The 19,678-nt window shown below is 36.5% G+C and carries 19 protein-coding genes; 6 read left to right on the top strand and 13 right to left on the bottom strand.

The window, feature by feature from the left end; genetic code table 11:
- Positions 1-12: 12 nt before the first annotated feature.
- From nikR to ACIQ38_RS09785, 3 genes are all read right to left on the bottom strand, one after another.
- Positions 13-432, bottom strand: coding sequence for a nickel-responsive transcriptional regulator NikR (nikR, locus tag ACIQ38_RS09775; RefSeq protein WP_142609162.1), 420 nt, complete (start codon positions 430-432; stop codon positions 13-15).
- Between the two features lie 391 nt (positions 433-823).
- Positions 824-1,801: a glutaminase gene (locus tag ACIQ38_RS09780; protein WP_402822537.1), complete on the bottom strand. Its 978-nt coding sequence runs from the start codon at positions 1,799-1,801 to the stop codon at positions 824-826.
- A 49-nt stretch (positions 1,802-1,850) separates the two neighbouring features.
- On the bottom strand, positions 1,851-2,324 hold the full coding sequence (locus tag ACIQ38_RS09785; protein WP_402821633.1) for an MgtC/SapB family protein: 474 nt from the start codon (positions 2,322-2,324) through the stop codon (positions 1,851-1,853).
- 327 nt (positions 2,325-2,651) lie between these two features.
- On the opposite strand from ACIQ38_RS09785, the gene ACIQ38_RS09790 reads away from it, so the two are divergent.
- From ACIQ38_RS09790 to ACIQ38_RS09800, 3 genes are all read left to right on the top strand, one after another.
- Entirely contained in the window at positions 2,652-5,669 is a 3,018-nt protein-coding gene (locus ACIQ38_RS09790; RefSeq protein WP_402821636.1) for an efflux RND transporter permease subunit, read from the top strand.
- Between the two features lie 258 nt (positions 5,670-5,927).
- Entirely contained in the window at positions 5,928-6,131 is a 204-nt protein-coding gene (locus ACIQ38_RS09795; protein ID WP_402821639.1) for a hypothetical protein, read from the top strand.
- A 19-nt stretch (positions 6,132-6,150) separates the two neighbouring features.
- Positions 6,151-6,438, top strand: coding sequence for a spore coat protein (locus ACIQ38_RS09800; protein WP_402821642.1), 288 nt, complete (start codon positions 6,151-6,153; stop codon positions 6,436-6,438).
- Positions 6,439-6,452: 14 nt separating this feature from the next.
- Here ACIQ38_RS09800 and ACIQ38_RS09805 read toward each other — a convergent pair whose 3' ends face one another.
- The 3 genes from ACIQ38_RS09805 to rpmG are packed head-to-tail and all read right to left on the bottom strand — an operon-like array spanning position 6,453 to position 7,296.
- Positions 6,453-6,803, bottom strand: a complete 351-nt coding sequence (locus ACIQ38_RS09805) for a hypothetical protein (RefSeq protein WP_402821645.1) — start codon at positions 6,801-6,803, stop codon at positions 6,453-6,455.
- Positions 6,804-6,849: 46 nt separating this feature from the next.
- Complete coding sequence (gene rpsN / locus ACIQ38_RS09810) at positions 6,850-7,119, bottom strand: 30S ribosomal protein S14 (RefSeq protein ID WP_402821648.1); 270 nt, start codon at positions 7,117-7,119, stop codon at positions 6,850-6,852.
- Positions 7,120-7,146: 27 nt separating this feature from the next.
- Positions 7,147-7,296: a 50S ribosomal protein L33 gene (gene rpmG / locus ACIQ38_RS09815; protein WP_142540081.1), complete on the bottom strand. Its 150-nt coding sequence runs from the start codon at positions 7,294-7,296 to the stop codon at positions 7,147-7,149.
- Between the two features lie 208 nt (positions 7,297-7,504).
- Here rpmG and ACIQ38_RS09820 point away from each other — a divergent pair, with 208 nt between their 5' ends.
- Together ACIQ38_RS09820 and helD are read left to right on the top strand one after the other, a co-directional pair.
- Positions 7,505-7,978 carry an Hsp20/alpha crystallin family protein gene (locus ACIQ38_RS09820; protein ID WP_402821651.1) on the top strand — a complete coding sequence of 158 codons (474 nt, stop codon included), beginning with the start codon at positions 7,505-7,507 and terminating at the stop codon, positions 7,976-7,978.
- A 222-nt stretch (positions 7,979-8,200) separates the two neighbouring features.
- Positions 8,201-10,534: an RNA polymerase recycling motor HelD gene (gene helD, locus ACIQ38_RS09825; protein ID WP_402821654.1), complete on the top strand. Its 2,334-nt coding sequence runs from the start codon at positions 8,201-8,203 to the stop codon at positions 10,532-10,534.
- A gap of 86 nt (positions 10,535-10,620) precedes the next feature.
- On the opposite strand, the gene ACIQ38_RS09830 is transcribed toward helD, so the two are convergent.
- The 7 genes from ACIQ38_RS09830 to ACIQ38_RS09860 form a co-directional block, all read right to left on the bottom strand.
- Positions 10,621-10,830: a hypothetical protein gene (locus ACIQ38_RS09830; protein WP_402821657.1), complete on the bottom strand. Its 210-nt coding sequence runs from the start codon at positions 10,828-10,830 to the stop codon at positions 10,621-10,623.
- 224 nt (positions 10,831-11,054) lie between these two features.
- Positions 11,055-12,233: a NupC/NupG family nucleoside CNT transporter gene (locus ACIQ38_RS09835; protein ID WP_402821660.1), complete on the bottom strand. Its 1,179-nt coding sequence runs from the start codon at positions 12,231-12,233 to the stop codon at positions 11,055-11,057.
- Positions 12,234-12,447: 214 nt separating this feature from the next.
- Positions 12,448-13,689, bottom strand: coding sequence for a serine/threonine transporter SstT (gene sstT, locus ACIQ38_RS09840; RefSeq protein WP_402821666.1), 1,242 nt, complete (start codon positions 13,687-13,689; stop codon positions 12,448-12,450).
- Positions 13,690-13,977: 288 nt separating this feature from the next.
- A complete protein-coding gene (locus ACIQ38_RS09845; RefSeq protein WP_402821670.1) occupies positions 13,978-14,754 on the bottom strand; it encodes a YibE/F family protein in 777 nt (258 codons plus the stop codon).
- Complete coding sequence (locus tag ACIQ38_RS09850; RefSeq protein ID WP_402821673.1) at positions 14,751-15,890, bottom strand: YibE/F family protein; 1,140 nt, start codon at positions 15,888-15,890, stop codon at positions 14,751-14,753. The genes ACIQ38_RS09845 and ACIQ38_RS09850 overlap by 4 nt, the downstream gene beginning before the upstream one ends.
- A 304-nt stretch (positions 15,891-16,194) precedes the next feature.
- Positions 16,195-17,115, bottom strand: a complete 921-nt coding sequence (locus ACIQ38_RS09855) for an HNH endonuclease (RefSeq protein WP_402821676.1) — start codon at positions 17,113-17,115, stop codon at positions 16,195-16,197.
- A gap of 289 nt (positions 17,116-17,404) precedes the next feature.
- Positions 17,405-18,292, bottom strand: a complete 888-nt coding sequence (locus tag ACIQ38_RS09860; protein WP_402821679.1) for a DMT family transporter — start codon at positions 18,290-18,292, stop codon at positions 17,405-17,407.
- 123 nt (positions 18,293-18,415) lie between these two features.
- On the opposite strand from ACIQ38_RS09860, the gene ACIQ38_RS09865 reads away from it, so the two are divergent.
- Positions 18,416-19,285 carry a LysR family transcriptional regulator gene (locus ACIQ38_RS09865; protein WP_402822540.1) on the top strand — a complete coding sequence of 290 codons (870 nt, stop codon included), beginning with the start codon at positions 18,416-18,418 and terminating at the stop codon, positions 19,283-19,285.
- The last annotated feature ends 393 nt before the right edge of the window (positions 19,286-19,678 follow it).

The following is a 19,678-nucleotide window of genomic DNA, read 5'->3' on the forward strand; positions in this document are numbered from 1 at the left end:
ATTCTTGTAAATTTATACTTGTTCTACAGGCGCCACTGTAAAACTTCCGTATCCGACGCCTTTTAGACTCGTCAGCTTATTACTTAACTCTTGAACTTCTTTTACTTTTCCTTTTACAACAATTAGTTCCAAGCAACTATCATGATCCAAATGAAAGTGTGTCGTTGCAAGAATGACATCGTGAACACTATGTTGAATTTTTGTCATTTCTTCCAGTAGATTTCGTTGGTGATGGTTATAAAACAACAGAATACTTCCCGCAATAATTTGTTCACTATCTTCCCAAGTTTGTTTAACGATTGCATCTCGCACAAGATCTCGAACGGCTTCAGAACGATTTTCATAACCTTTCTGCTTGACTAAATCGTCAAACTTCCTCAGCAAATTTCCCTCCATTGAAACACCAAATCTCTTTAATGACGAATCTTGCATTTGGCTACCCCCATTATTTAATTGGATCTCATAATTCGTGACACGTTTTTTATCTTTTGTAACACGGACATACGCATAGAATGGCAAATAAATATTCTTTCTCGTTAAGTAACTACTAATCGAACAATTTTGAAAGCAAGTTGATGAATGGGATCATTCATTTGTATATGGAAGATGGAAGAAAAATATAATCGGCATGATTAAAGTTGTGTTTTGGTAATACGGTAGATTACCAGTGCGTGGGTTTGGAATGTTTGGAAACTTTCTTAGAGCTTGGTTCCACTAAGTATTATACGACTGTTTCCACAAGGTATCAACAACTAAATAGGATGGCATAAAGGAATAAGGCCCTATAAATCAGAAAATTTATAGAGCCTTTTAAATTTCTACTTTAAAAAATACTCAAATCCCATGTATTCGCTATTTTTTCTAGTAATAAAACTCCTGCTACACTACTCCCATACTCATCAATAGCCGGTCCATAAATTCCTATCCCGCATCCTTGTAGTAGCGGAGATTCCTCTTGTCTTGCACGTGGAGGCACTGCTGCCATGATTCCACCTGACACCCCAGTCTTTGCTGGGATTCCAATGAATGCAGCGAAGCGACCAGAATTATTATAGACTCCACAAGTCAGCATTAGACTCTTTGCTAATCTAGCAATTTCTTTCGGAAGAATTTGCTCTTTACGAATAGGATGATATCCATCATTCGCTAAAACTAACCCCATCAAAGCAATGTCTTCTGTGTTTACTTCTATCGAGCATTGCTTCAAATAGACTTCTAATGCTTCCTCTACGTCCATTTCCAAATAGCCTGTTTCTTTTAAATAATAAGCGAGCGCTCTGTTTCGATTTGCTGTTTCCGATTCGGAGCGAAATACTTCTTCATTATAAGTAAATGGTTTCCCCACCATTTTCTCCATTAAGGTTAATACGGATTCTAACTTTGCTTTTGGAGTTTTCCCCGGAAGAATTGAAGAAACCGTGATGGCTCCTGCATTAATCATCGGATTAAATGGTTTTCCATGCTTATGCATTTCTAAACGAATAATCGAGTCAAAAGGATCTCCTGTTGGTTCCAAATCAACTCTCTCCAAAACATAAGGAGTACCATAATGCATACATGCAACGATAAAACTAATTACTTTGGAAATGCTTTGTAGCGTAAATGTTACTTCCCAATCACCGGATCTTACAACGTTTCCATCAGGCTCTATGATGGTTATTCCTAAATGCATCGAGTTCGCCTTTTCTAAAGCTGGTATGTAGGAGGCATTTTTCCCTTGTGAAGTAAAAGGGCGGAAGTGAGTAATCCATTCATCGATTAATTTTCCATTTTGGCTATTTTTTTGTTCCACTGTATTTATCCCCTATTCTATAACTACTATTTTCATTTATCCTATTTAAACGATTCGGTTACTCCCCATCACTATCATCATCTTTTTCTCTGGATGACAAAATCCCCATTTTCACCACAAGCCTTGGTAAGTTCATCGCAATGAACATTAAAATTGCTGTGATAATCGCTAAATCATATGCTCCATAACCTATTGTCAAACCGACACAAGCAGTGATCCAAAGATTTGCAGCTGTAGTAAGTCCACGTTTGACATTCCCCTTATCAATCCAAATAACGCCAGCACCAAGAAAACCAATTCCACTAATTACTTGGGCTGCTAATCGCATCGGGTCCATATATGGTCCTTGATTCAAAGTAGATAAAGACATTGCTAATGTCGAACCTAAACATACTAATATGTGAGTTCTGATTCCCGCTGGCTTATTTTTAATCGCTCTTTCTAAACCAATAAAAAATCCGACAACCGTTGCCACCACTAGTCTTATATATAAGTCAAAATGCGAATCAAATAATGATGTAATAAAGTTCATATGCAGTACCCCCTGTTTGTTTTAAACTTTCTAGTCTATTCAATTATATATCACTTAGGGTAACTACAAACGCAATTAACTAAACTTCAATTCAGTGACTTTTTAAGTTAAACGCAAGCACTAGGTCTCAGGGCGTAGATAAAATTAATTCTAAGGTTCAATGTGGAACATTTTTCTATTTTCTACAATGAAGATGCTACTGAAACAATAGAAAGGAGTTTTTTTGTCCCATTCAATTTCCAAAAAATTTTTAATATTATGCACAAAACCTTTTATATCATGCAAGTTCATTAAACGAATTCATTATTTCTAGGAGGAATTATTTCGATGTCGACATTCACGAAGTGGGCTTTTGGCAACAAAGCCGCCATAACTGTTTTAACAGTATTGATATTAGTAATTGGGGTTGTTAGTTATTTTAGATTGCCTATGGAATTTTTACCATCTGCTGATAACCCGCAAGTTACCATTATTTCGATGGGGCAAGGGGCGGATTCCAAAACAATGGAATCGGAAGTCACCACTCCGATTGAAAGAGCAGTTACAGGTTTGAACGGAAAAACATCTGTCTTTTCTAAAACCGGAGATGGATTTTCCCAAGTAGATCTATTTTTTGAAGCAGGATATGATATGAAACAAGCAAAACAAGATGTAATGGATGCGATGAACAATGTGGCTCTACCTGCTTATGTATCCAAACCAATCATTTCCCAGCTGAATACTTCTATGATCCCGATAGTGAATATCGCGGTCACTTTTGACGATGGTCTAACAGCTGAAAATATAGATTTTGCACGTAATGAATTACGTGCCCTCTATCAAGATATTAAAGGCGTCTCGAATGTCGATATATACGGAACTACAGACTCCATCATTTCAGTCAAAATAAATGATGAAAAATTAGCTGAGCACCAACTCCCCCTTCAAGCAGTTTTGGGAGTTCTAAATGGCCAAAACACTTCTATTGCAGTAGGAGAAAAATTGATCGATGGCAAAACGAGCAATATTAAAGTGATCGGTGATGTAACAAGTATTGAAAAACTAAAAGGATTAACAGTAGCTCCTGATGTAACGTTAGGAGATATAGCGACCATTCAAGAAACAACAGATGCAAATTTCATGAGTCGTTTCAATGGAAAAGATAGCTTAGACATTAGCATCACAAAAGATAGCCAATCCAATGCAGTAACGATTAGTAAAGAAATTGAAAAAGTAACGAAAAAAATCAACGATAAGTATGAACAACAGGAATCTGTCATTTACGTATCCTCTTCTGATTTAGTAGAAAATTCTGTTCATACGATGATAAAAGAAGTATTACTAGGTGCACTCTTTGCAACAATTGTCATCATGCTTTTCTTACGTAACATCCGCACAACTTTTATCACGATTGTTTCTATTCCTTTATCTCTTTGTTTCACTTTATTTTTACTGTCCTTATCTGGTGTAACTTTGAACATATTAACGCTTGGCGGTGTCGCTGTTGCAGTTGGACGTCTGGTAGATGATAGTATTGTCGTGATTGAAAATATTTTCCGCAAAATGCAAACGGAGAAATTTTCTGTTCAAATGATTATAGATGCAACGAAACAAGTTGGTGTCGCAATTACGGCTTCCACTTTAACAACAGTTGCCGTTTTCTTGCCGATGAGTTTATTAAATGGTGGGCTTCAAGAATTCTTATTACCATTCGCTTTAACAGTTACCTATTCTTTACTCGCATCTTTAATCGTTGCACTGACGGTAGTACCTTTAATGAGTGCAGGATTATTGAAAAACACGAAAATTCCGGAACACAAACCAGCTGTTCGTTTTCCAAAAGTAGTGACATGGTCACTGAATCATAAATGGATTGTTTTCGTCATTTCAATCATTCTATTCATAGGTTCTATCGGTACTTATTTTGCTATTCCAAAAGGAGCAGTCGATAACTCCTCTGCCGATTATGTTGTGGCTACATTAAGTTACCCAAGTGACACGCCTATCGATGAAATAAAAGATGAAACAATCGAGCTCGAATCTTCTATTTTAGCAATGGATGAAGTTCAACATGTATTTTCACAAGTAGGCTCTCCGGCAGAAGCTGCACAATATGGCTGGGTTGGATCTCCGACAGAAGCATCTTTCAGCATTTTATTGCACGATAAAAAGAATACCGACTTTATCGTAAAAGAAATGGAAAAGAAGAAAGACCAATATCCTGACGCCCTACTAGAAGTTACTGCAGCATCTTTTATGATGGGAGGAGCTAGCGCAACAATTACAATCGATGTCGTAGGTGAAAATTTAACCGATTTGGAAAAAACGGCAACAACTATTAAAGACAAAATGGAGACTATAGACGGCGTCGAAAAAGTTACAACCAATCAAGATGAAAAGAAAACCGTGCACTCCCTTGTAGTAGATCCTTCAAAAGGAAATACAGAACAAATCGCAGGGCAACTAAGTGTCATGCTAAACAAAACACCAATAGGAACAATCAATTTAAATAATCAACAAAAAACAGTATTTTTAGAGCCTATTCTGGATACTAAGACACCGGAAGACTTGAAAAATATACCAGTCATGACCGAATCTGGGCCTGTACCTGTTTCAACTATTGCTACTTTAAAAAGCGAAGAACGTTCTACGAGCCAGTTCCATAAAGACGGAGATGCCTATCTTCGAGTATCTGCATCTGTGGATTCTACAAAACTATCGGAAATTTCAAGTGCTATTAATATAGAAATTTTCGGAGATGATAAGGATAACAAAGGAATGGATATTCCAGAAAATGTAGACGTTTTGATTGGCGGTTCAAGTAGTCAACAAGCAGAAGATTTTACCGATTTATTCCTTATTATGCTTGTTTCTATCGGGATTGTATTTTTCATAATGGTCATCACATTTAAATCGATCAAAGCGCCGATTGCCATTCTTTGCTCGTTACCACTTGCAGCAATTGGAGCCATCTTAGGAATTCTTATTAGCGGTATTTCCGTCGATATTACAGCACTTCTAGGTGCCTTAATGCTTATCGGTATCGTCGTAACAAATGCGATTGTATTACTAGACAGAGTAAAACAAAACGAACAAAAAATGATTATCCGCGATGCACTTGTAGAAGCAACCGCAACAAGAATGAGACCAATCTTCATGACGGCACTCGCAACTATTTGTGCAATGCTTCCACTATTAATGAAGCAATCTGAAACAGGCAGCTTAGTATCCCAAAGCCTTGCGATTGTAGTAATTGGTGGGTTAGCGATGGCAACCTTACTAACGTTGATTGTCATCCCTTGTATCTATGAATTGCTTTATTTTAAAAAGTCCAAGAAACAGCGGATGAGTCAAACAGCTGAATGAGAAGCATCTTCTTAATATGAACATTTAAAAACCAGACCTTTGTCTGGTTTTTATCTCTCTCTTTTTTGGGGAGAATATAATGTTATTTGTTTAGAATCTTTCATACACATCGTATTTTCCATTCTTTTTGTTACATACTAAAAAGGAACATGCTCAAAGATATGAATTGTCTTCAATTATTTAAGAGTTAAAAGATTAAGCCATTCCCATAAGGGTTTCAATAAAATAAACTTTATATTCCTTCGGAGGTGAAATAAGATGACTGTTCTGACTATAAAAGAATTGGCATTTATAGAAGATGAAATTCGTGCTGAGGTGATTATCGCAAAAACGATTAACTGGTGTGCAACGCAATGCAAAGACCAAGAGCTAAGAAATACACTTGAGGAGATGGCAGAAAAACACCAGTTAAAAATTGCCGAACTCTCCCAATACTTCAACCGAACAAACAACATCCAATAACAGCAAAAGGTGGATTCATATGCCAAATAATATCGGAGAACGCGGTTTAACAGACCGAGAAATACTCCAGCTTTGTTTAGAACTGGAGAAGGGACGTTGTCGAAGCATCAGCAATACTCTATTAGAGACCACCCATCAACAACTACGGGAAATTTATAAGCAATGTTTTGAAAATGCGAACTCGAACCATTATCGACTCTTTGAGATAATGGGCAATAAAGGCTGGTATAAGACCGAGCTTGCATCTATAGAACAGATTGGCAAAGTACAAGAACTTATGCAAAACAACCTGCATCCTGACGATTAATAATTTAAATATTTTTAATTCATAAATAAAAAAACACGTTTGCCTTCTACTTGTGGAAAATGGTTTGTGTAGTCTATCCATTCTACTTTTTGGCATCTAGCCTGTATTTTTTCATGAAGCTCTCCATCTATTTCTTCCATCCATTTTACAACCTGATCGTACGGCAAGTTAAAGCGGGAGACCGCCAAGTGAAAAGGTGAATGCTTGAGCAAAAGCTGACAAAATTCATCTACGGTCCCTGCCTTTTCGGCTAAACGATCTTCTGTGTTTACAATAAATTGATAAAATTCTCTTTTGTCATCTGGAAGCTTTGCTACTTCACTTCGTAACAAAAACTCCATAAGCCGCTCATTCAACTTACTCACGTTTCTTATCCTTCTTTCCAAGTCCTATAATCAGGAGCTAAGCTATTCACCAACTCGATTTTTTTACACCTGGCAATTGCCCTTTATGTGCTAATTCTCGGAAAGCGATTCTGGACATATTGAATTTACGCATATACCCTCTTGGTCTTCCAGTTACTTCACAACGATTTTTCAAACGTGTAGGAGATGAGTTTTTAGGCAGCTTGCTGAGCGCTGCATAGTCCCCTTTTCCCTTTAATTCCTTACGAAGTTCTGCATATAGGATGACTAATTCCCGCTGTTTTTTGTCTTTGACTACTTTCGATTTTTTTGCCATTATAATGCCTCCTGTAATGTCTAATTTTTACTTTGTTTCTCTGTGAAGCGTTACTTTGCGTAGACGTGGGCAATATTTCTTTAGTTCAATACGTTCTGGGTTGGTACGTTTGTTCTTCGTTGTAATATAATTGCGATCACCAGTCTCTGTACAAGCCAATGTTATATTTACTCTCATGTTTGCTCCTCCTCATAAAGATCTTTCATAACAAAAAAATACCACCAACTCAAATAGTAATCATTACGATTTGTTAGATATATTGAATTAAATCATATTAATATAAAAAAGTAAAGGATTTTTTAACACCTATACTTATAGCCCACTACCATTCTTTTGCGATTACATAATTTATGCATGAGAATCAATAAAAGAAGGAGGCATGAAAATGGTAAATGGTGATGACAACTTGCCAACAGAGAAAAACGATTACTTTGTTGAAAAAGCTAGTTTTAGCGATAAACCATTTTGGAATTTAGTACAGCAAATGGATTCTTTTTTCACTCAATTTTTTAGTCACTTAGATACGCATCTGCTCCCTAATTCCTTGCAAATGAACACATATGAAACTGAATCAGAAGTGATCGTGGAAGTGGCATTGCCGGGTTGCAAACGTAATCAGATTCAATTAGAAATTATCGGCAACCGGTTAAGAATTCAGATTGAGGACTCTCTTCAAGAGGAAATAAAATATGAAACGCATACTGGTAGAAGACAATTTTACTCACGAAGAGAGCATATTGTTTCCCTTCCATTTATAATTCCCGAAAAAGAAGCACTAACTACTTTTCACAAGGAAGTATTAAGAATAACTATTCCGAAGAAGGATACGCAGAGAAGATTCCTTACAATAAGTGAATAAAAAAACTACCATCACCGACTGTACCTGGTGATGGTAGTTTTTTGGCTTTATAAATAAACGTTCAATAGCAATCGTTTTAAATATATTGATAGGAACACAAATATGTGGTAAATTAATATAGATAAACACTTGATGTATAACAACTCATAATTTCCCTATTATCATTATACATCAAGTTTTTTATTCAGTCAACTACTATTTCATTTTAAAGGAGTGCTTGGTATGGCTACAGAATTTCAGCAGGAGCAAGAACGCTTAAACAGCGTAATGGAAACAATTACGGAACAAATCAGCAAGCTGGAAGGCGAAACTACTCGGCGCCGTGATGAAGTTGTTGCTTTTCGAAAAAACTTTTGGGATGACGTTAAAGTAAACACAGATACGTTCGATGATTACTTGGAGACGATTATCAGTTTGCGACAACAGGCTCAAAATCTTTCCATAACACAAAGCACTCATAAACAAGCCTTTAATCAGTTATCTGCACTGCGTCGTATGCAGGAGGTACCTTATTTCGGTCGGATCGATTTCACTGAAGAAGGAACATCAAATGCAGAACGTATTTATATCGGTGTCTCTACACTTAGAGATGCTAGCGAGGAGAATTTCCTAATCTACGACTGGCGAGCGCCAATTTCAAGTGTCTACTACGATTCCTCGCCTGGTCTTGCGAAATACAACACACCCGAAGGAATTATCCAAGGTATGTTGGAACAAAAATGGCAATATATCATTCATAAAGGCATTATTGAATCGATGTTTGATACTAGCCTTACAATTGGAGACGAAATTTTACAGCAAGTTCTTGGGAAAGGTACAGACAAACATTTACACAGTATAGTAGCCACCATTCAACAAGAACAAAACCGTATTATCCGACATGATCATAAGCGTTTACTCATCGTGTCAGGTGCTGCTGGTAGCGGCAAAACATCTGCAGCAATGCAAAGGATTGCTTATTTGCTGTACAAATATCGGGAAAACTTAAGAGCCGATCAAATTATTTTATTTTCTCCTAATGCAATGTTTAACAGCTACGTATCTACTGTATTGCCTGAGCTCGGAGAAGAAAATATGCAGCAGGTCACATTCCAAGATTATTTGGACCATCGACTAAGCGACACATTTCAAGTCGAGAATAGCTATGAACAATTGGAATATGTCCTGACTGCATCGGACACCCCAACTTACCATACGAGAACTGCAAGCATTCGATTCAAGGCATCCCCTCTCTATTTCGAGGTCATTAAAGCTTATAGGGAATCTCTAGAATTATCCGGCATGATATTCAAAGGAATTAAATTTAGAGGAAAATCAATCGTTACAGCTGAACAAATTACAAAAAAGTTTTATAGTTACGACACCTCACTTCGCTTTTATAATAGGATTGAGAACTTAGTGGAATGGCTAAACAAGAAAATGGCTGAAATAGAGACGGACGCACTAAATGAATCATGGGTACAAGAAGAAATTGAGCTACTTAGCAACGAAGATTACCAAAAGGCTCGTACCCTGATACAAAAACAACAAGGTTTTACAGAAGACATGCTTGAAAATTATGATAGCGAAACCGAAGCACTTGCCCGCTTAATTGTTCGTAAAAGGTTAAAATCCTTACGTAAACATATTCAATCGCTTCATTTTATCCATATGAAGGGAATTTACAAGCAGCTTTTCACAGATCCAACACAGATCAATATTTGGCTAGAGGGAAAAACACCTGAGAACTGGGAGGATATTTGTGGACTGTCAGTGAAAATGCTGGATGAAGGCAAACTCTATTACGAAGATGCTACCCCGTTTTTATTGTTAAAAGAGTTAATTCAAGGATTTCAGATGAATAGCTCAATCAAACATGTAATTGTAGACGAAGCCCAAGATTATTCACCTTTTCAATTTGAGTTTTTAAAACGCTTATTTCCTGCTGCAAAAATGACCGTACTTGGCGACTTTAACCAAGCTATATTCGCACATGCAAGTGAAACTGGTGATTTCCACACGCTCACAGATTTATATGGGCCGGATGAAACAGATACAATCACTTTGACCCGTAGCTATAGATCCACCAAACCAATCGTCGAATTCACCCGTCAACTCGTACCTAACGGTGAAAGTATTACTGCTTTTGAACGCGACGGAGAACCTCCAGTGTTAACACAAGTGGTAGACCATGCTGAGTTACATCGCTCCATCGCTTCCAAAATTGAAGACCTTAGGAATCAGCAATATAATACGATTGCAATCATATGCAAATCTGCTGCAGAGAGCAATATCGCATACGAAGCACTGAACAATGTGGATGATCTTAAGCTCATAAAGAAAGGCTCCACTGAATACGAGCAAGGCGTGGTCGTCATCCCTGCCTATTTGGCAAAAGGCATAGAGTTTGACGCAGTCCTTATTTATAATGCATCAGCAAAATTATACTGTGATGAAAGTGTTCGCAGATTGTTCTACACTGCTTGCACTAGAGCTATGCATTACTTGCAATTATATAGCGTAGGTGAACCGAGCCCTTTTTTACGCAATATTAACCAGGAATTTCTGCTTCACTAATAGCATTCAAATGAAAACAGACCTCAGCTCAATGCTTTGGTCTGTTTTTTGGCGAATGGCCTATTAACTTCAAGTAATCCATACATTCATCGAGACGGTCTAGCTTCTTGACAGCTCGAACATTTTCTCTGATTACTACCTTTAAATTTTGTAAAAGTTTTTTCAAATTCATTTCCACACGAACATTTAAACAGTAGTTTTTGCGAGAATCCTGTATATTCTTTTGATAATAATTCACTCTCTGAATTTTTTGCTACATAATCTCTGATTTGTTCAATCGTCCATTTTTTATTCATATTAGCACCTCTGATAGTTTTTCTATTCAATTAGACTTTCATCGTTCTAATCTATCTGAATTCCTATTGTACCATCACCTTCGAAAATCTGTTTATAACTGAAATATTCCTCAATTACTAAACCTTCTACCAGTAGTAGAGGGTTCGCTTTTGCATATTATGTTCATTGGATAATTGGATATGAAAAAGAAGATCCACTACGAATAGCGGATCTTCTTTTCTAATTATAGGATAAAGCTCACAATTATAGCGGATAATACGCTAACTAAAGTTGCTCCGTATAAAAGTTTCAAGCCGAATCGTGCTACCACGTTCCCTTGTTTTTCATGAAGACCTTTAACAGCACCTGCGATGATTCCAATGGAAGAGAAGTTTGCAAAGGAAACAAGGAACACAGAAATTATTCCGATAGAACGTTCACTTAAGCTTGACGCAACTTCATTTAGTGAGAGCATCGCTACAAACTCGTTTGTCACTAATTTGGTAGCCATAATACCTCCCGCTGTTACTGATTCTGCAACAGGAATCCCCATTAAAATCGCAAATGGAGCAAAAACAAATCCCATAATCTCTTGGAATGAGATACCAAATATCATATCAAATAAAGTATTTACGCCTGCCATTAATGCAACGAATCCAATTAGCATCGCCGCAACTATGATTACAACTTTGAATCCATCTAAAATATACTCGCCCAACATTTCGAAGAAGCTTTGTTTTTCTGATTGCACGATAAGTAAGTCTTCTTCTTCGGTTACAGTATATGGATTGATGATGGAAGCAATGATGAATCCTCCAAATAAATTAATTACGATTGCCGTCACGACATATCTCGGTTCAATCATCGTCATATAAGCACCGACAATAGACATCGATACAGTAGACATCGCTGATGCAGAAAGTGTGTATAGACGTTGAGGTGACAATTGTCCAAGCTGTTTTTTCACAGTAATGAATACTTCAGATTGTCCAACAATAGCAGATGCTACTCCGTTATAAGATTCCAATTTCCCCATGCCATTTACTTTACTGATTGCCCAGCCAATCCATTTCATAATGAATGGAAGCACTTTAATATGCTGCAAGATTCCTATCAAAGCCGAAATGAATACAATTGGCATTAGAGCTGCTAAGAAGAAAGGAGCTTGTCCTTCGTTCGCAAGTCCACCAAATACAAAATTGATACCTTCATTAGCGAATTCAAGTAATTTTTCAAAGCCAGCTGCGATGCCCGAAATAAGGATTAACCCAACTTTTGTATTTAGTAATAAAAAAGTTAAAATTACTTGAAGAATAAGCATTTGGATAATTGGTCTGACTTTAATTTTTTTACGATTGTTACTTGCAATCCAGGCAAGACCTAGCACAACTATTAAGCCTACGATTGAGATTAAATAATTCATTTAATTTAATGCCTCCACAAAGATGTAATATTAGAAGGTTGAACGTCTGACCATTCAACTTACTAAGTATACATTTATTCCTCATTTTGTCCAAATACTATTTCTTAAATGTTACCCATGTTGAAGCAAGATAAACCATAACACAACGAAAAAGCCACAATCACCGAATGATTCTCGGTAATCGTGGCTTTCAAAATTTTTATTGAACTGGATTTTAGGAATTGATAGAAGCTACACTACCTACTTTACCTTCCCTACGTTTTTTAGCTTTTTCAGCTGCCGCTGTGAACAGTACATCAGAGGATGAATTTAGTGCAGTTTCACAAGAGTCTTGAATAACCCCTATGATAAAACCGACACCAACAACTTGCATGGCAACATCATTTGGAACGCCAAATAAATTACATGCTAGCGGGATAAGTAAAAGAGATCCACCTGCAACACCTGAAGCACCCGCAGCAGAGATAGCTGCTACAACAGAAAGTAAAAGTGCAGTTACAAAATCTACTTCAATACCAAGCGTTGTTACTGTTGCAAGTGTTAGCACAGCAATTGTAACGGCTGCTCCAGCCATATTAATAGTAGCACCTAGAGGGATGGATACCGCATACGTATCTTTATCTAAGCCAAGTTTTTCACATAATTTCATATTTACTGGAATATTTGCAGCGGAACTACGTGTAAAGAATGCCGTTATACCGCTTTCTCTTAATACCATAAACACTAGTGGATATGGATTTTTTCGCGTATATATAAATACGAGTAACGGATGTACTACAAGTGCAATAAACAGCATACAACCTACTAAAATTAATATTAATCTACCATATTCAACTAGAGCAGAAACGCCACTTGTTACAATTGCATCAAATACAAGTCCCATAATACCAATAGGTGCTAAATTGATCACCCATTGCACTACTTTAGTAATTGCATCTGAAAAATTACCTAACATGTCTTTCGTATTTTGGCTTGCACTTTTTAATGCTAGTCCAAGCACGACTGCCCACGTTAATATACCTAAATAGTTCGCATTAATTATTGCATCTATCGGATTAGAAACTAAGTTAAATAATAATGTTTGAACAACTTCTACAATACCTTCAGGTGGCGCAAGATCTTCTGCCCCTGTTGTAAGAGTCAAAGTTACTGGGAACATGAAGCTTGCAACTACAGCGACTAACCCTGCTAAAAATGTACCAAGGGCATAAAGAACAAGAATCGATTTCATGTTCGTCTTCTTACCACTTTTATGACCGGCAATAGCGTTCATCACTAAAAATAATACTAATACTGGTGCAACCGCCTTTAATGCACCGACAAATAAAGAACCTAGAATAGTGACCCCACTTGCGGCATTCGGAAGTGCTAAAGCTAAAATAACACCAACAATAATACCGATAACAATCCTTTTCACTAGACTAATTCGGTTCCACTTACCTACTAAATTTTTCATTCTACTATCCCCCAAAAATTTCTTCAACCTTACTTGATAAAAAGTACAGCCACTTCTCCCAGTTGAAATAAGATGTACTTATTTTACCTTAAAATAGACTGATATTTTATTTTAACACAAATTATTAGAATTTTGCATTGTTATTTTTTGTTAAGCTACTCGAAGAGATAAAGTCTTTCCCTTTCTGCTCTTTGAGCTATCTATCAACTAAGATAACCTCCAAATTATTTGGAGGTTAGAAAGTAGTTTATACTAGGCGCTTAACTTCTCAAGGAATAACGCACCTTTTTATCTAATCTTCTCTTTTGTTTCTTTATTTCTCACAAAAAAGTAAGCAGTAATCCATGTCGTAATCGGGATAACTAATGTTACTCCGATCCCAGCACAAAGGATGGTAATCATTTCTGCGCTAAAAATCTTAGAATTAACAATTTCACCAACAGAATACGATAAATCTTTAAACCATATGAGCAATGCTAAATAGCCTCCAAAAAACGCAAAAAACAACGTGTTTGCACTCGTCCCTAATATATCTCTCCCAATAGCTAATCCAGAGAGAAATAAATCTTTTCGGCTAATATCCGGATGATGATAATGTATTTCCCGCATCGGGGAGGAGACAGCTATGGCGGTATCTGTAATGGCACCTATTGTACTCATAATAATCACAGATACCATAATTTTCACGAAGTCTACTTCGACTAATAAGGAAAACATGCCGAGTTCCCCTATTTCTTCTTCTCCAAATCCCTGGATCATCGCCTTGTTCGTAATGAAAATAATAAATAAAAGTAAAACCACAATACAAATAATCGTTGATAGAAAAGCAGTTTTTGTTTTGCTGTTCACGCCATTAATATAAAAAAGATTGATGCAACTTATCAATACACATGCGATTAATGTTAAAATCACTGGATCAATATTCGGATCGTTCATCAAAATAACGGTTATCATGATGACAGCAAAATTGAAAAATAAAGCGAAAAAAGAACGTACTCCCTTTCTCCCTCCAATTAAGGTCATCAATAAGAATAATATCCCTGCCAATACAACTAATACATTCATCGTCTCGCCCTCTTTCTATTCACGAAAAATAACGTCGTATAGAGTCCAATTGGAATGGTTAACACAATTCCTATCCCTCCAGCTAAGGCTCGTGCCAATTCCAGTGAAAGGGTTAAGGAAAGCGTATAACCAAATGGAGAAGCATTCTTAAAATATAGAATGAGCGTAGGAATCGACCCACTTACATAGGCGAAAAACAAAATATTGGTCATCGTTCCCATAATATCTTTCCCGATTTCCATTCCTGATTTAATGAGTGCTTTTGCGGATATATAGTTATTTTTCTCATACAATCCAAAAATCGAAGAAGACATCGTAATAGCTACATCCATTACAGCACCCAAAGAACCGAGGAATAATCCTGCCATAAACACCATTCGATATGGTCGAGTTATGAATTGCATTTCTTCATATCGGAGACCTTTTTCTCCGGTCACCAGTAGAACAATATACGTAATCAAAAGCGAAATAAAAGTTCCTAATAAAGTCGCTATAATAGCTGCATATGTTTTCTCATTTAAACCGTTCGCGAGTAATAAAGAAATAACCGTAAATAAAATAATACTTATCCCACAAATCCATAATAGACTTTGACTTGAATTGTGGATATAAATATCCAACGCATAAGATAACAAAACGGCATTGAATACTAAACTGATGATTGAAAATAGCCCCTGTTTTTTTCCTACAATTAGTAAGACAAAAATAAATACCCATCCAATTAACAACAAATATTTATCCCGTTTGACCTCCTGAATTGTCCCTGTTAATTCGGCACCATCTTCTACATGCGGATCGATTTTAATAAACAACTCATTTCCAATTTGAAACTCATGGTCATAAGCTTTGGAGTCAGAGTATTCATTTGTTAAATGAATTTCCTTCCCTTTTTCTTCTCCATTTAGTAACTTTGCAATTATATGTTGTGTATATACTGTATCTTCATTGCCGTTTATATCACTTACTTTTTCCACATTTTCAATATTTGTTTTGAGGACCTTTGCTATTGGTCGATCATAAAAGGAATGATTATTAAAAACAAAAATAACCGTACCTATAAAACAACATAAGAGTATGGCGATAAAGATTTTAGTTTTGGAGCTCATCTTTTTATATATACTTTCAAATAAATTCATTCAAGGACCTCCGATAAATAATTTCAACCGATATTATTTAAGTATATCGCTATAAAATATCATTTGGAAATTTCAGAGGAACAACACGATTTGCAAAATTTAGGAAACCTTTAAACAATTGACCAAAAGTCAGCCATAATTTTGGGTACATATAAAAGGAATATCATAAACATAAATAAAAGCTACAAACACTGAATTTCCTCCAGTATTTGTAGCTTTTAATGTTCATGGTGTTTGGCACCTGGCACTTACCATTATTTCGGCAGCTCTTTAGATGTTTTTTCAACAAAGCATTTGTCTTAATTTATCCTCTAAATATATTCCTTTTATGCCACTTAAAATAAGGCTTGTTCTTTTCATTTCGAGCAATTTTCATTTTGGAATGAATACTGTATTTCCCATAATCCTCTTCTGGAATCTCAGTTGTAATATGTAATCTCCCCTGTCCATCAAATGCGATCAAACCCTTTGTATAGAGCGCATAATGATTGCAACAAAGAAGGACACCGTTATAGGGATCTACTCGTTCCAAATCCGTACTATCTTTCCAAGGCTTAGAATAGCTCGCCCGAATTAATTCGGGTAACTCAATCTCACAAAGCGCACATTTTTGAGCCCATAGTGGTACTAAAGCTCGTCTAAACTTTTGTTTCCCTAAACGTATTTTTGTTTTCACTTCTGTTTCCGTTGCAGTAAGCATTGGAATAAAGCTGTTACGCTCTGTTTGACGGACCGTACTAATGGCAAACTCCAGTTGTTCTTCATCCACTTGATAAATATTCGAATCACTAATGAGCTCTAACAATTTAATGCATAGTTCTTCGTTACATGGATATAAATAGCCTTGATTCCCATTCCCATCTTCTTGAAATGGAGAGTACTTTATAGGCAAATGTGGCAAAATAGCATCGAATTTCGAACGTATATTTACAGGGACTTCAAGTTCATGATAGTCCAATTCCACCAGATAGCCATGATCATCCCGCTCATCATGATTTTGCTTACTTGACGGTCTCGGTGCTATCTTACATCCCGTTTTAGCCACACTGATCGCTACAATATTTCCTTTAACATAATGTAATATGCGATCTCCTTCTTTTACTTCCTGCACACGTTGCCAAAAATGAGGCAAACTCCCACCACTACCTTGTTTCCTTGCCCAAATCATCCCTAATTCTTTTTCTTCTAGATACGTTTGGCCCTGCATCACAATGAAGCTTTGCATATATCGAACACTCCCTAACTAGCAATTCAACAATCTATTAATATTATCATAACCGCTAATTGGAGAGCTTGCTATATTTGTGATTTGTTCTTGAATCATTTATTTGCCCCTATGTTAGAAATAAACAAATAAATCAGCTCAAATGTATCTTTTCCCTCACTATTGCCTCAAGTGAGTTAGTTAAATAAAACAACTCAATACATCATACTAAAAAAAAGATATCACTTCTTCAATAAGTGATTCCTTGTCTTTCCCTAAAGTCATTAAATGTGTGGAATTTGGAAAACTATTATTCTCTTTTCATTAGTGGTTTTGTAAAGTGGATTGCTTTAATTTCGCTAATAAGTGTGGAGCCCAACAACAATACACCACCAACTATTTGAACAATTGTCATCTGTTCTTGCAGGATAATGGCAGAAATCATGATAGCTACAAATGGATCTACATAACTTAGCATTGCAATACTCTGCCCCTTTAACTTTTCCATCCCTGAGAAAAATAACAAAAATCCAATTCCTGTATTGATGATTCCTAATATTAATATAAAAGGAATCGAGGAACTTGATAATTCAAAAATGCCAAAGCCTTCCGTTAAGAAAACGTATGGTATTAATAGTAAAGTGGTCGTTCCAAGCTGAATGATAGTCAACTCTAACTTTCCCATCTCTTTAATAAATTTATTTAACAGCAATAGCGCCGCATAAAAGGCAGCAGCGATTAGACCAAAAGAAATTCCAACAATATCATCTGATCTGGATGCATTCACGCCTTCCCCTATGATCATTAACATACCGATGATCGCAACGATAATACACATGATTTTTTTCATAGATAACGGTTCCCGAAGTACAAGTGGGGAAAGAATCATTACAAACACAGGGGCAAAATAATAGCCTAGGGTTGCATTGGCTAAGGTCGTATGGTCATAGGATTGATAAAGAAAAATCCAATTTCCTCCTAGTGCAACACCAGAAAGTATTAAAAATAAAGCATTCGATTTAACCAGGTTCCACGCTATTTTTTTCTTCAACAGGAAGAAGATTAGCAGCAAAAATAAACATCCTAAAAAACTACTTAATAAAGCTCTTTCGCTTGCTGATAAATCAATATATCGAACGACTAAACCAATGGTACCGAAAATAATCATCGATAATATAAACTGCATTTTAGATTTCATCGGCCCCCTCCTCCTTCCAACTTGATTTTCCAGTAGTAGTAGCTTAGCATAATAACAAACATTCCAAAATCAAATGTTTGTCATGTCATGCATAACAAAATTGCATGGAAAGGAGTGTAGAATATTAATATCCAAAAGTATATGGCCTTTGTGAAGGCAGTTGAATATGGAAGCTTTACAAGAGCGGCTCAAGATCTAAACTACACGCAATCTGGCGTCAGTCGAATGATTAACGATTTAGAATCAGAATGGGGAATTTTACTATTTGAAAGAGGACGCGGTGGTATCACTTTAACGTCTGACGGCTTAAAGTTGTTACCGCAGTTAAAACGCGTGTGCAATGAACATGAAATGCTCATGAGACAAATTGAGGATTTACACGATATACAGTCTGGAATAATTCGGATTGGAACCTTTTCAAGCGTTGCGACACATTGGTTGCCTAACATCATTAAAACTTTTAGGAAAGATTATCCGGGGATTGATTTTGAATTACTTTTGGGGGATTATACAGAAATCGAAAACTGGATTATCGAAGGTCGGGTCGACTTTGGATTTTTACGACTACCGACAACAGCGGAGATGGAAACAATCTTTGTCGAGCAAGACCGTTTGTTAGTCGTAATCCCGGAAGATCATCCTTACGCGGATTGCGATAAGTTTCCAATAAACGAATTATCGAACAGTCCATTTATGCTATTGGAAAAGGGAGCAAAAGCAGAAATTTCCGAGATTTTTGTCCAACACGAAATCACCCCACAAATTCATTTTACGACATGGGATGACTATGCCATTATGTCCATGGTAGAAAACGGTCTAGGAATTAGTATATTACCCGAACTGATTTTACAGCGTATTCCGTACCAGATAATCACGAAAGAACTTGAAGTTCCAGCTTACCGAACTATCGGTATTGCGATGAGAGAGCAAAAATCACTTTCACTCGCAGCTAAGCAATTTTTAGAATATGTATCTTATCGGAAGAGAGATTGAGAAAGCTTTGCCTTTGTTTTTTGTGAATGGTAATCAAATAACAAAAACGCTAATGGACTTATCTCTTCCTCAGTATGGAAATAATAAATATTAATGGAATGTCGTGCATAATCGCATATATTTGCAGTACATGGAGGAGAGATTGTCCAGGTTTCGAGCGAGATTGTCCAACTTCGAAGAAAGATTGTCCAACTATTGGGATGGAACATCGCTCAACCAGCAGAAAACGTTCGACTGCAGTACAAAAATCACAGCGTTACCCCATCTAACTCACTAAGACACATTTAATCTATACTAAGTTCGATCGAAAAAATGACATAACTTATTTATGTCATGTAAAGGTTATCCACATCTTATAGTTTTCTAAGCAAAAAAAAACATTCCCCCCTCTCA

Source organism: Psychrobacillus sp. NPDC096389, from assembly GCF_044762855.1.
Classification (GTDB): Bacteria; Bacillota; Bacilli; order Bacillales_A; family Planococcaceae; genus Psychrobacillus.